This is a genomic window from Citrobacter telavivensis, assembly GCA_009363175.1.
Lineage (GTDB): Bacteria > Pseudomonadota > Gammaproteobacteria > Enterobacterales > Enterobacteriaceae > Citrobacter_A > Citrobacter_A telavivensis.
Map to the genome: position 1 here is coordinate 866,138 of CP045205.1, position 13,445 is coordinate 879,582.

Sequence of the window (13,445 nt, forward strand, 5' to 3'; positions counted from 1 at the left end):
CGCGGCGTTTATCCGGCCTACAGTGAGCGCAATCTGTAGGCCGAATAAGGCGTTTACGCCGCCATCCGGCAACGTCGGTTAAAAGCAGTGACCTGCCTCAACGGCAACCGCATCTTTACCGGCTTCGAACACGTACGTGGTGTTCGGGCCGCCAAGCACCGCCTGGCCTTTGCTCACTTTAATCCAGTTCCCTTCCGGCAGACCGATCACCGTCAGTTCTGGCGCGACAACCAGTAGCTCGCGAATACGCTGTTCACGCGTTTCGCCTTTATGACCTTCCGGCAGCGCGTTGGTGAAATGCGGGTTAATCTGTAGCGGGAACAGGCCCAGCGCATCGAAACCTTTTGGATCGACAATCGGCATGTCGTTGGTGGTGCGGATGGTCTGGCAGGCGAGGTTCGCACCCGCGCTCCAGCCGATGTACAGCGCACCGCGTTTTACCACGTCAACCATCGGCGCCAGCAATCCGCGTTCGCGGCTCTCTTTCAGCAACTGGAAGGTATTCCCTCCGCCGACGATCACCACTTCCGCATTTTCAATTGCTGCCAGCGGATCGGCGACGCTGTGAATGCCCACCACCCTGACGCCCATGGGGGCGAAAATCGCTGCCGTTTTTTCCGTGTACTCATCCCAGGTCTGGGTCACGCCTGCGAAGGGAATAAACACCGCTGAGCGGCGACCATTCAACTGTTCCACAATCAGCGGCAGCGCGTGTTCCATCCAGTCTTTACCTGGCAACGTCGAGTTACTCAATAAAAGCAGTTCCATCATTTCTCCGTAAAATCAGAAAATTACAAAACGCGATAATGTACCACTGACAGTGTAGCGTCTTACTGACATGGCTCACGATGTTGGAAGGGGATTGCGGAAAGGCAAAGCCGTGTTTTAACGATGCGCCCGGTTCCTGGCGCATTCATCAGCACTGACCGGTATTCACTGTCGGACGATTTTCTCGCTAATTTGCGATGAAACAGGCGCGACAGACGCATTAAACAGCGCGAGACATTTCCAATATTTAAGTTTGAAAATGATAACTATTTTTAATACGGTAAATGCAGAATAGCGTTTAGCGGTTTTATATTTATTATTGCTGATGTTTTTTATTCAATATTCCTGAGGGTTAAAAGGGGTTCTTATTTTAAAATTTAGAAAATGTTCTATTTAATAAGACAGTCAAAATGCGGCTCTGTCATAGCGTTAACCAGGAAAAGACGGGCATTAAGTGGAAAAGGCATACGGCGCTCGCTCGCCCCTCTGAAGCCTCGAATCCGGTGTCTGAAGGGGAGGTATCGTCTGGATGGTGCCATGCAAGCAATTTTCATATTTGTGTAACTAAATATTTCATTTCGAATATATAATTTTACGTAACTAGCTGAAATATGGGAATTTTACCAAAAATTTAATTTTATGTATCTTTTTGTTTTACCTACAATCAGTAAGGTAAATTCCGAAAAAAAGATCGATTACAACGATCGATATTTCTCCAGTAATAGTCTTTGTCTATTGGTTTTGTTCTATCGATCAGGTTTGACAATCAATATTGCTCATGTACTATTCTGGTTGAATCAATATTATACCGACAGCAACAGAGTGGGCGTGCCGGACTATGTCAGAATAAATAATCTCGCCGGATAACAGACTCCCTACTAAGAATAAATGAACGGGCTGTCCTTGATATAGGGAGCATAATCTGTATGACAAAGGAATATGTAAAGAAGTGCCATATCGCCAGTTGGCCTGAAAATGATTTTTATTTTTCCAGGGGAATTTCCGTTCTGTCCAGGAAATTGATTAATTCTCATTCCGGCTCAGACTACCTGTTTATTCACCTTAATAGCTACACATTAAAGAGTTTCTTTCGATCATTCTCTCAATTGAGTAAGAGTGGTTATCAGCTGATCATTATTTCCAGCCAACGACTCATGCCACTGGCTTTTTTCTGGCACCTGAAATGTCAGGCTGTTAGCGCAATCTTTGAATCGCGTTGTTCTGTTAACGATATCATCCGCGGTCTGGACACTGTCGCGACGGGGCGTCAAATCGTGTGGTCATTCCCGGGACCAGCCTGTCGGCTCTCCTCAAGAGATGTTTTGCTTCTGCGACATTATCTTGAAGGCGGAAGTATGAGTTATTTGCAGGAGAAACATTGCCGCGCCTATTCCACCTTGCAAGGATGGAAAACCACTGTTGCTCGTAAATTTAAAGTAAAGAAACTCGAACATCTGCTTATTCCGAACTGAATAACACGCTCAAAAATCAGTTTTCTTTTCTTCGGCCGGCCCATGACACTTTCATAAGCCGCAGAGAAGTGCTCGTCAAATATGGACTTTATTAACTATGGATTTAGATATGAAACGCGTCTTTTACCATGCTTTTTTCCCTGCATTATGCTTAACGGCGTATCCGCTTGCGGCGGCAGAAACGCTCCCCACGCCTTATCCTCCCGTACAAACAACTACGATGCCGGGCGATCTGACGTCGAATCCGGACTATACCAATCACTGGGATTGGGTGAAAGAAACGTGGGAAAAAGGCTATTCCACTTTTTCCATCAAAGACAAAAAATATATTGCGAACCAGGAAATCGTCCTGCTTAACCCCGCATATTCCAAACAGGTCGTGACGTTATTAAATGAGTCGTACAGTTACAACAATACGTTAAACTCTGTTCAGCTTAATATCGGCGACGGTATTTATGATGCTGCGGGTTCTGAAGCGGTGAATACCACGGTTAAAGGCGAATACACCAATAGCAAAGGGAATATTGAAACGGGGGTTTTACAACTGAACAGTGGTGGTAAAGCCTTCCATACGCTGGTTGAAAATAACGGCGCCCTTACGCTGAATGGCGATTCCGAAGCCTATGACACCGTGGTGAAAACAGGCGGAAGACAGACTGTGGGTGGGCGTGGCTATGCCCAGGCGAACCTCATTGATGGCGGCACGCAGGTGCTTTCTGTCACCAGCACCGCGCTGGTTGAAGATACGATTGTGCAAAATGGCGGCCAGCAGATTATTTATAGCGGGACCGCGAAAAACTCTCATATTGGCGCGGGCAGCTATCAGCTTGCCAGCGGGCTGGCTCTGGACACATTCCTGTATAACGGCGCATTCCAGCAGGTTTATAGCGGAAAAGGCGCTGAATACGTCGCTGACCGGGATACCACGGTGTATGCGGGCGCGCGACAAACGATTACCTCCGGAATTTCAGAAAATGCGCAGGTTTATGGTACGCAGGTGATCACTGGCGTAGACGGTCAATGGAGTGGTGGAGACTGGATTTCCGACAGCAATTCAACAGTGCGCGTCAACGGACAACAGGCGAAGGACGCCACCATTCATGCGGGAGGGTTGCAACGAATTCAAACCGGTAATGCCGACGGGACGCAGGTCTACGGCACGCAACTGGTTAATGGTCAGAAAGGCGGTTGGTCCGGTGGAAGCTGGGTTGAGCAGGAAGGCTGGACGGGCGGTATTCGCGCCAACGCGACCAATACAACCGTTCATGCCGGAGGCCTCCAGCAGCTCGCCTGGTACGGTGAAGCCAGTAACACGGTCGTTGATGGCGGACGCCAGGAGGTGCTCGCGCGGGGGCATATTTCGAACACAACGCTTCGCAATGGCGGGAGCAGCCTGATTGCCTATGGCGGTTACTCAACTGACGCGCTGACGGTAGAAGAGGGTTCGCTGACGATGGAAGGGGGAAGCGTACATGACTGGACAGGAAATCTGGGCAAGGGGGCCTGGGCTGCCGCCGTGGACTTACAAAGCCCTTCATCGGTTCTCTACCTGAAACACAATGCTGACACCACCGAATCCGTCGCTACGATTAAAGCCTTAACGAACAATGGCGTGGTCAATTTTAGCGCGTCAGAGGGTCACACGGCGGGGCAGTTTAACCGTCTGGAACTCACCACGCTTGAGGGTAACGGTACTTTCGTCATGAACACCAATTTATCCGGTGGCACAGGCGATTTTCTGAATGTTTCTGAATCTGTCAGCGGGCAATTTAATGTCACAGTGCAGGATTCAGGAAGTGAGTTACGTAGTCGCGCTGCTGCGCCTTACCATCTGATTTATGCGAACGGGAGTGTGGCCAATACGTTTGCGATGACAAACGGCAGCGTCGATCTTGGCGCATATAAATACTATCTGGTGCACGGCGCTGACAGCGACAAAGACAACTGGTATCTGTCGCCACAAGCGAATACGCCAGAGCCAGGCCCCAACCCTGATCCAGGCCCAGGCCCTTCTCCGACTCCAGAACCAGAGGTAAAACCGGATTTATCAGAAAGCGCTAAAGCGGTGATTGCCATGGCGAATGTGACCCCCACCATATGGGATGCTGAGCTGACAACGCTGCGGACACGTCTCGGTGAAATTCGTCAGATGCGTGACCATGAAAATGGCGTCTGGGGCAAATATATCAGTAGCCGCTACCGTGTATCCACAGAGCACGTAGGTTACCGTCAGGATGTGAATGGCGTGATGTTCGGCGGTGATACGCGTTTTGCGTTGGAAGATAGCGCATTCATTGTGGGCAGTATGACTTCTTATACGCGTGCGGATCTCGACGCATCCAGCACAAATGGTAAAGCCGACAGTTATGGCATCGGGCTGTATACGACCTGGTTACACAACAGCGGTTATTACGTTGATGGCGTATTGAAAGCTAACTATTTCCGCACTGAGAATAACCCTTACTTCAACGGCGGACGCACACATGCGAAAGATAATACCGTTGGCGGCGGCCTGTCTGTCGAAGCCGGGAAGCATATTGCGCTGGAGAGTTGGTTTGTAGAACCGTACATTCAGGCATCGTGGTTTATGGGGGACAGAACCCATTACAAACTCGACAGCGGCATGTCGGTTAAAGCGGATGCAACCCGGTCTCTGAAAGGGGAAACGGGGTTAACCTTCGGTAAGAATGTGGCGTTGGCGGATGGGACAATGCTACAGCCTTACGCGAGACTGGCTGTTCGCCATGAGTTTATGAAGAACAATGATGTCGTTATTAACCACACCGAGAAGTTTACCAACGATCTGTCTGGCACAAGCGGTAAATACGGCCTGGGGATGACAGCAAAACTGAACGATCGGTGGTCCGCCTGGGGAGAGGTGAGCTACGAAAAAGGCCAACATATCGAGACGCCTTACAGTGGCCAGTTGGGCATCCGCTACAGTTTCTGATTGCGCTGATTAATCGTTAAATCAATATCCTCCGGCATAGCCGGAGGATATTTTTACCCCTTCTTATCCCGCACGGGCAAATTCCGCGGCTTCAACAATCAGCGCGTCATCCGGGCGCACGCCGGTGTACATCGCGAACTGCTCGACGGCCTGCAACGCAATCACTTCCGCGCCGCTGATGGTCTTTTTACCCAGCTTCCGTGCCAGCGTAATCACCGGGGTTTCCGGCGGCAGGGCGACGACATCGAACACCACGCTGGCGTTGGCGACCATTGGCTCGCTGTACGCCAGTTCATCGCTCTCTTTGCCACCGGCCATGCCAACGGGCGTGACGTTGACCAGAATGTCACAGGCAATGCCTTCCGGCAGCGGCTGCCACTGAAAGCCATACTGTTTTGCCAGCGCCGGGCCGCTGTCCCGGTTGCGAGCGGCGACGATCACATCGCGAAAACCGGCGTCGCGAAAGGCGGCAATCACCGCTTTGCCCATCCCGCCGCTGCCGCGAATCATCACCCGCGCAGCGGTGTCGAGCTGGTGGCTGGCGATCAGGCTTTTTACCGCGATGTAGTCGGTGTTGTAGCCCGTCAGCCTGCCGTCGTCATTGACGATGGTATTGACGGAATCAATCACTTTCGCCGACGGATCGACGGCGTCAAGAAACGGCATGCAGCTTTCTTTGAACGGCATCGAGACCGCGCAGCCACGAATGCCTAACGCGCGAACCCCTTTCACCGCCGCTTCAATATCTTGGGTGGTGAATGCTTTGTAGATGAAATTTAAACCCAGCTTTTCATAGAGATAGTTATGAAAACGGGTCCCAAAGTTGCCGGGCCGACCGGCAAGCGACATGCACAACTGGGTGTCGCGGTTAATCATGTTAAATCTCCTCGGCATGCGACAGTAAATACTGTTCGGCTTCCTTAGACCAAATCCCGTGATGGCGTTCCAGAATAGCGCACAGCGTGGGATCGTCAATCTGGTTGAGGGCGGTTAACGGTAATGCTTTCCCGGTATAGACCAGCTTTTTACCGCCGCCCACTTTCGGCAATTCCAGCGTGGTCTCGCCTGCGGCATTCAGTCCAAGAATGTGTGTCACCACTTTGGCCGCCTGCACTTTCTTCTCTTCAATCAGTTTGACCGCCGCGCGCATGTCGTCAGTATTTCCGCCCGAGGTGCCCACATAGTGAGTGAAGGCGTAATGTACGTCGTAGAAGTTGATCGGCGCGCTGAACTGCTTATCCTGCGGGCCGGCAAAGAAGTTCATGCAGCCGTCGGGAGCGAGCAGAGAAGAGGCCAGGGTGACCAGTTGTTCGCTCGGCACGAAGACAAAAATATCATCAAAACCGTGGCCGCCACTCAGCGTCATCAGCGTGTCGTACGAGGCATCCTGCGCGTGCAGGTAGTGGATCAACGTTTGTGGTTCAGAAGGATAGTGTTTACGGGCATAGCTCAGCTTGTCGTCGTTGGTATCGGTCACCACCAGTAGCGCCGGGTTGACTGGGCCATGCAGCGCATAGTCGATTGCCAGCAGCCCCATCGGTCCCGTCCCGCCGAGGATCAGCGTGCGACCCTGCGGACGAATCCCCATGTTGTGGTTATAGCTGCCTTCCTGCAGGTGATAGTTTGCGTTGAACGCGCCGATCACGCAGGAGAGCGGCTCAACCAGCGATCCTTCAAAGTAGGTTTCGCCTTCGTAAGCCAGCAGGCAGTCCTGCTCCATCACCACATTGGGGATCACGACGTGCGTGGCTTCGCCACCCACCCACGGGAAGGAGTAGCCGGGGCAATCCGGGCGATCCGCCAGTTGCAGGTTCGCCTGGATCACATAGCGCTGGCCGGGCTGAAACTTGTGCTGCCACTTTTTCCCCACGGCGATAATATCGCCGCAGAACTCGTGGCCGATGATGATCGGGTGGGTTGCCACATCGTCTGGCACCTTTTTATGATCCTCACCCTGATTGGCCTCTTTCCAGGAGGAGAGGCACAGGCTGTCGGTGACCACGGTTGCCAGAATTTCATCGTCCTGCATCTCAGGAAGTTCAAACGTTTCCAGGCGCAGATCGCGTTTGCCATAAAGGCGCAGAGCTGTCGTTAACATATATTCCACCTCATGTTGAGCGAGAGCCCCGGCTTACCACCGGGGCGAAAAAATCAGGACAGGAAGCCCAGTGCGTTACCGATAATCCCCAGACCAAACAGGGCGAAGATCAGCCATACCGGGTTAATTTTTTTGTTGAGCAGACGTACCATCAGCATCGTCAGGCCCAGCGCCAGCAGGCCGGGGCAGAGCTGGTCGAGGATGTTCTGCACGGTCATCGTGACGGTGCCGCCGTCCGCGCCGGGGGTTTGCGATACCACCAGCGGCACGTTGATACTGGTCCACTTGGTGACCAGCACCCCCATCACGAACAGGCCGAGAATCGATGCGCCTTCGGTCAGTTTTTGCAGCAGGTTGCCACCCATGTCGCTGACGATGTTGACTCCTTTGTTGAAGCCAATTTGCAGGCCGTACCACTTCATCGCCAGACGGACCGCGTTGAAAATAAAGAAGAACAACAGCGGGCCGAGAACGTTGCCGGACAACGCCAGCGACGCGCCGAGCGCGGCGGTGATCGGTCGCAGCGTGCCCCAGACCAGCGGGTCGCCAACGCCCGCCAGCGGTCCCATCAGGCCAACTTTGATGCCGTTGATCGCGCCATCGTCAATTTCCGCCCCGTTCGCTCGCGCCTCTTCCATGGCGGCGGTCACGCCAATCACCGGACCGCACACCGCGGGCGTGGTGTTGAAGAACACCAGATGACGCTTGAGGGCTGCCACCTGATCTTCCTTCAGCGGATACAGGCGCTTGATGGCGGGGATCATGTCGTAGCAAAAGCCCAGCCCATGAATACGTTCAAAGTTGAAAGACGCCTGCTGCAGGTTGGAGCGGACAAACATGCTAAACAGGTCAGATTTGGTCAGTTTTTTCTGTTCCATGATGGGCTCCGTTAGTCATCAAGCTGGTCAAGGGCGGTGGTGGAGGCGGTCTGCGCCTGCGGTTCGGCTTTACGCCACTGCGGGTTTAACTGGATGTAGACCAGCGCAATAATCGCGCCGACGCCGCCAAAGGCCAGCAGGCTCAGGTCGAGGTAACCACCGGCGATAAAACCGAGGAAGAAGAAGGGCATCAGGTACTTCACGCCCATCATGCGCAACACCATGGCGTAGCCGACCACCACGATAAAGCCACCGGCAATTTGCAGGCCGCGAGTGACGAATTCCGGGATGGCATTCAGCATATTGCTGACCATATCAGCACTGACAAACAGCGAGACAATCAACGCCGGGATGGCGACGCGTAGCGCCTGTACGCCCAATGCGGAGACGTGGAGGATGTCGATGGTGCGAAAACGCGCGTCTTCTGCGGCCTTATCCGCCGCATGCTGGAACACCACGGTGATAGTACGAGCGAAGACGGTCAGGACCTGGCCTGCCGCCGCCACTGGCAGCGCGATAGCGATACCGGTCGCGATGCTCTGCTGGCCGACGATCACCAGAATGGCGGAGATAATACTGGCGAGCGCGGAGTCCGGAGACTGCGCGGCGCCGACGTTCATCCAGCCAAGCGCGATCAGCTCCAGCGTCCCGCCGAGCATCACTCCGGTTTTTAAATCACCGAGGATCAGGCCAATAACCGTACAGGCAATGAGCGGGCGGTGGGTCTGAAATTCATCCAGCACGCTGCCCATCCCGGCAATACAGGAAAATATAAATATGGCGATAATTTGTAGGGTACTGATTTCCATAATGGGTCACCTTAAAGTGTGAACATCCCTGCCTGTTAAAGCATACGTACACAGGCGCTTTTATTTATTCAGCGAACGACTGTTCTTTTATTTTTTCGAGAATATTAATGGATGGATCGGAGGCGACCACGCGCAAATCCAGGTTGACGCCAAATTTATCCAGTTCGCGAAACGCATTAATATCATCGTCATCTAAGGATACGGCTTTGGTTAATTGTTTTTTACCCGGTCGCCAGGCCATGCCGCCAATATTTAAGGTGGCAATTTTCACGCCTTGCTTGACCATTGCCAGCGCATCCTGTGGGCGGGTAAATAAATAAAATACCGTTTCGTCCTGATACTGCGGATTATGATAAACCGCGACGGCTTTTTCGATATTCACCACGTTGACCTTCATCCCCGGCGGGGCGGCCTGGCGTAATAATGTCCGGCGCACTTCATCGTTATAAACCTCGTCATTACAGATAATAATCCGCTGAGCATTCGCCACCTTCGACCAGACGGTGGTGACCTGACCGTGGATCAGGCGGTCATCAATACGGGCAAGGGTAATATTCATCAGAAATCCTCTTCGGTCGTTTCCAGATGCTGCCAGACCACGCAGGTTTGTTGTGCAATGGTCGTCAGGTGTTCGCACAGTTCATCCACATTCATACTGCTCTGGTTATCCACCAGTTCCAGCGCCAGCGGCAGGGAAAGCCCGCTGATCACCCGAATATCCGGATTGCGCATCGCAAGCAATGCCGCGGCGTTCCACGGACTGCCGCACTGCAGGTCAACGGCTATCAACCATTCACTGTTGGTGTGAGTACTCACCAACTTTTCCAGCTTCGCGACGATATCGCTGGCGTTCTCGCCGGGGACAAAGGCTACCGCCTCAACGTTGGCGTCGCCGTAAACCATCTGCACCGATTCCAGCATGGCGCAGGCCAGTTTGCCGTGAGCACAGAAGATTGCATTAACCATAACGCCTCCTTAGCCGCGCGTTTTTCCGCCCGCAATGTTAGTGGTTACTCCGGTAATGTAGCTGGCGCGTTCTGACAGAAGATAACAAACGAAATCAGCAACTTCGGTCAGGCGTCCTGAGCGACCAATCGGAATGGCGTTCTTGCTATAGCCTTCGCGCAGCTGATCAACGGTGATATTGCGGGTCCAGGCCAGCGCTTCTTCATATTCCGGCGTGCGCAGTCCGGTTTTTTCCAGAATCCCGGGGGCAATGCCGACCACGCGAATACCGTGTTTACCCAGCTCTTTTGACCAGGAACGGGTGAAGCTATTCAGCGCCGCCTTCGTTGCGGCATAGCAACTCTGGCCTTCTGACCCTTCCAGCCCGCTTTCAGAAGAGACGTTAACGATAACGCCGTTACGTTGTTTCACCATCTGGCGCGCCACCGCTTGTGACATTAAGAACACGCCTTTCTGGTTGATATTGACCATTTTTTCAAATGCGGCTTCGTTTAATTCATACTTTCCAGCCGGGGCTTTTTCATCGACCAGTAGACGGGGGAAGTTAACGCCGGCGTTATTGACCAGACCGTCAATTCGGCCAAAGCGCTGGATGATTTCATCCACGGTGTGATTAACTTCTTTAGCGCTGGAAATATCCGTCGGCCAGAAGTGATAACCGTTATTTCCTTCATGTGTTGCTTCACCACCGTGAATATCTGCCATCTGGACATTCGCGCCTTGTGCTAATAACTCTTCGACAATAGCCAGGCCAATTCCGGATGCACCGCCGGTTACAATAATGACTTTGTCCTGTAGGTTTAACCACGTTTGCATAATTAACTCCCAATTTCAGAGAAGGGGATCCTGCATAAAATAAATTACGTCAGGATCAAGATGAATATATCTACTTCAATAACAATTCAGCGGTATGGCTGTTAGTGACTAAACAATTAATATATTTTCCACGTAATGCACCGAGAATACCGCTTAACTTTTCTTCACCCATTGCGATGCCGATGGAATAACGCGCCTGCTTTAATTTGTTGGTTTCGATGGAGAGTGTTTTTTCGCTCATATTGGTCTCCACCGTTACGCCGTTGGTATCGTAAAAGCGCGAGCAAATGTCTCCGGCAACCTGCCGGGCGTGCAGGTCGTCGCTTTCTTCGCTACCGTAAAATGCGTGCCAGTTTGCGCCGTCGCGAATTGCCGGAGAACCGATCCCCACCAGTGCGACATCCAGATTCTCCCAGTAGGCAGAAATCGACTTAAAGTGCTGAGACTGCATAATACCGTTACGGATCAATGGGTTTTCCAGCAGCGCCGGAAAATCGGCCAGGTGTGATTCTCCTTTCAGCTTTGCCGCCGCGCCGTAGGTCAGCGTATTGACGTGATAGCGGCTCTCAAGCTTGCCGGACGGCCCGCCGATGATCGGCACACAGATCAACTGACGTGACTGGCTGGCTGGCGACAACCCCTCGACCAGCGCGCATACCGCACGTCCCCAGGAAAAACCAATGATGTCGCCGGGTTCCAGTAAACGTTCCAGCAACTGCGCGCCATGCACGCCCATCATTGCGAGTTGTTCCTCTTCCTGCTCGCTGTCGCAGGTGATCACCACCGCCTCTTTAAGACCGAATCGTTGTTTGAGTTGCTGTTCCAGCCACAGGTTTTCGTTGTAGTCGTAGTTGATGGCAATAGTGACAATGCCCTGTTCGCGACCGCGTTTCAGCAGGCGGCTGATGGTGGTGCGATAAATCCCCAGTTCACGGGCGATCTGCGCTTGTGTCATATCCTGTTCGTAATAGAGCTGCGCTATTTTTACGATCAGGCGGATATCATCACTGTTTTCCGTCGCCATCTGTAGACTCCTGCACATTTGTGCAAATCACGAACCAGCCTTCTTGATCTGATATAACCTCATAAAAGCGGGAGTTCAAAGCAATTTTCTCTTCTTTCCACGTCCTGTACTGGCGGTTTATATTGCACATATGATGTGCGGGTCGATCGTTGTTGGCACAGATGTGCAAGTAATCCTAATGTCTTGATTCTGCTGATTTTCATTCAACAAAATTGCAGGCTAAGATCGGCGACACTTTTGTGTCGAAAGGTGTGGCGGATCACAAATAGTGCAGAGGCCATTCTGCACGATTATTTTTTATCGCCAGCAAGGTAGGGTATATTCCGCATTTATTACACAAAGCATTCAGGCTGTATCAAGGCGGCAAGGGAGCGAATCCTCTGGAGCATAGATAACTATGTGACTGAGGTGAGTGCGGGCAGCCAACGCAGAGACAGCCTGAAGGATAAAGTGTACAAAGGAGAAATTATGCTGCCCGACTCATCATCCATTCGACTCAACAAATACATCAGTGAAAGCGGAATCTGCTCGCGTCGCGAAGCCGATCGCTTCATCGAGCAAGGAAACGTCTTCATCAATGGCAAACGCGCCACCATTGGCGACCAGGTGATGCCTGGCGACGTCGTGAAGGTGAATGGTCGGTTGATTGAGCCGCGTGAAGCGGAAGATTTGGTCTTTATCGCACTGAATAAGCCGGTAGGGATCGTGAGCACCACTGAAGACAGCGAACGCGACAATATTGTTGATTTCGTTAACCACAGCAAGCGCGTGTTTCCGATTGGCCGTCTGGATAAAGACTCCCAGGGACTGATCTTTCTGACCAACCACGGCGATCTGGTGAATAAGATCCTGCGTGCCGGTAACGATCACGAAAAAGAGTATCTGGTCACGGTCGACAAACCGGTTACGGATGAATTTATTCGTGGGATGAGTGCGGGCGTGCCGATTCTGGGCACCGTCACCAAAAAGTGTAAGGTGAAGAAAGAGGCGCCGTTTGTATTCCGCATTACTCTAATCCAGGGGCTGAACCGTCAGATCCGGCGCATGTGCGAACATTTCGGTTATGAGGTGACGAAGCTTGAACGTACGCGCATCATGAACGTTAGCCTCTCCGGTCTGCCGCTGGGTGAATGGCGTGACCTGACGGATGATGAGCTAATTACGCTGTTTAAGCTTATCGAAAATTCCACTTCGGAAGCAAAACCGAAGGCGAAAGCGAAGCCGAAAACGGCGGGAATCAAGCGCCCGGTGGTGAAAATCGAAAAGACGGCGGAGAAAGAAAAATCACGCCCGGCGGCAAACGGTAAACGCTTTACCTCGCCGGGGCGTAAGAAGAAAGGGCGTTAACGTCTGCCGCGCGTTGGCGTATTCGCGGACCAGGAAAAAGAGGCCTCCGCATCCGGTTTATAAGCCTGCTTTTTCTTCAACTGACGGGCTTTTTTTGCCTCGGCTTCGCGCAAGACCATCAGCTTATCAATGTACTCTTTCTTCACGCTGTTGGTTTCTGCGTTGGTCAACTGACGACCATGCGCGATACGGGCGCGATCAAGCAGCGTTTTCAGTTCGCGCTGTTCGCGCTCGGTCATCTCTTTTTGGGTAATGCGGGGGAGTGCCATACGGGTGCCCTCTGTCTGCCAGGTGATTTCAGTGTACGGCAATACGCC

13 protein-coding genes are annotated in these 13,445 nt (G+C 52.4%); 3 read left to right on the forward strand and 10 right to left on the reverse strand.

Annotated elements, in window-relative coordinates:
• Positions 1-78 precede the first annotated feature (78 nt).
• Positions 79-768, reverse strand: a complete 690-nt coding sequence (gene pepE, locus GBC03_06330; protein QFS73928.1) for a dipeptidase PepE — start codon at positions 766-768, stop codon at positions 79-81.
• Between the two features lie 926 nt (positions 769-1,694).
• Here pepE and GBC03_06335 point away from each other — a divergent pair.
• Both GBC03_06335 and GBC03_06340 read left to right on the forward strand, forming a co-directional pair.
• Positions 1,695-2,240 (forward strand): hypothetical protein, encoded by a 546-nt coding sequence (locus GBC03_06335; GenBank protein QFS69847.1) that lies wholly within the window; start codon positions 1,695-1,697, stop codon positions 2,238-2,240.
• 109 nt (positions 2,241-2,349) lie between these two features.
• The gene (locus GBC03_06340) at positions 2,350-5,190 is read left to right on the forward strand and encodes an autotransporter outer membrane beta-barrel domain-containing protein (protein QFS69848.1); all 2,841 of its coding nucleotides are present in this window, start codon (positions 2,350-2,352) and stop codon (positions 5,188-5,190) included.
• Positions 5,191-5,253: 63 nt separating this feature from the next.
• On the opposite strand, the gene GBC03_06345 is transcribed toward GBC03_06340, so the two are convergent.
• The 8 genes from GBC03_06345 to GBC03_06380 all read right to left on the reverse strand — a co-directional run bounded on the left by GBC03_06345 (position 5,254) and on the right by GBC03_06380 (position 11,781).
• Entirely contained in the window at positions 5,254-6,066 is an 813-nt protein-coding gene (locus GBC03_06345) for a shikimate 5-dehydrogenase (protein ID QFS69849.1), read from the reverse strand.
• A 1-nt stretch (position 6,067) separates the two neighbouring features.
• Positions 6,068-7,288 (reverse strand): zinc-binding dehydrogenase, encoded by a 1,221-nt coding sequence (locus GBC03_06350; protein QFS69850.1) that lies wholly within the window; start codon positions 7,286-7,288, stop codon positions 6,068-6,070.
• 53 nt (positions 7,289-7,341) lie between these two features.
• A complete protein-coding gene (gene manZ, locus GBC03_06355) occupies positions 7,342-8,166 on the reverse strand; it encodes a PTS mannose transporter subunit IID (protein QFS69851.1) in 825 nt (274 codons plus the stop codon).
• An 11-nt stretch (positions 8,167-8,177) separates the two neighbouring features.
• Positions 8,178-8,975, reverse strand: coding sequence for a mannose/fructose/sorbose family PTS transporter subunit IIC (locus tag GBC03_06360; protein QFS69852.1), 798 nt, complete (start codon positions 8,973-8,975; stop codon positions 8,178-8,180).
• A 64-nt stretch (positions 8,976-9,039) separates the two neighbouring features.
• Positions 9,040-9,534, reverse strand: coding sequence for a PTS fructose transporter subunit IIB (locus tag GBC03_06365; protein ID QFS69853.1), 495 nt, complete (start codon positions 9,532-9,534; stop codon positions 9,040-9,042).
• Entirely contained in the window at positions 9,534-9,941 is a 408-nt protein-coding gene (locus tag GBC03_06370) for a PTS sorbose transporter subunit IIA (GenBank protein ID QFS69854.1), read from the reverse strand. The genes GBC03_06365 and GBC03_06370 overlap by 1 nt, the downstream gene beginning before the upstream one ends.
• A gap of 9 nt (positions 9,942-9,950) precedes the next feature.
• Positions 9,951-10,757, reverse strand: coding sequence for an SDR family NAD(P)-dependent oxidoreductase (locus tag GBC03_06375; protein ID QFS69855.1), 807 nt, complete (start codon positions 10,755-10,757; stop codon positions 9,951-9,953).
• Positions 10,758-10,827: 70 nt separating this feature from the next.
• Positions 10,828-11,781, reverse strand: coding sequence for a helix-turn-helix domain-containing protein (locus tag GBC03_06380; GenBank protein QFS69856.1), 954 nt, complete (start codon positions 11,779-11,781; stop codon positions 10,828-10,830).
• A gap of 468 nt (positions 11,782-12,249) precedes the next feature.
• Here GBC03_06380 and rluF point away from each other — a divergent pair, with 468 nt between their 5' ends.
• Positions 12,250-13,128 carry a 23S rRNA pseudouridine(2604) synthase RluF gene (gene rluF / locus GBC03_06385; protein QFS69857.1) on the forward strand — a complete coding sequence of 293 codons (879 nt, stop codon included), beginning with the start codon at positions 12,250-12,252 and terminating at the stop codon, positions 13,126-13,128.
• On the opposite strand, the gene GBC03_06390 is transcribed toward rluF, so the two are convergent.
• Positions 13,125-13,397 carry a DUF3811 domain-containing protein gene (locus tag GBC03_06390; protein ID QFS69858.1) on the reverse strand — a complete coding sequence of 91 codons (273 nt, stop codon included), beginning with the start codon at positions 13,395-13,397 and terminating at the stop codon, positions 13,125-13,127. The genes rluF and GBC03_06390 overlap by 4 nt on opposite strands.
• Positions 13,398-13,445: the final 48 nt, after the last annotated feature.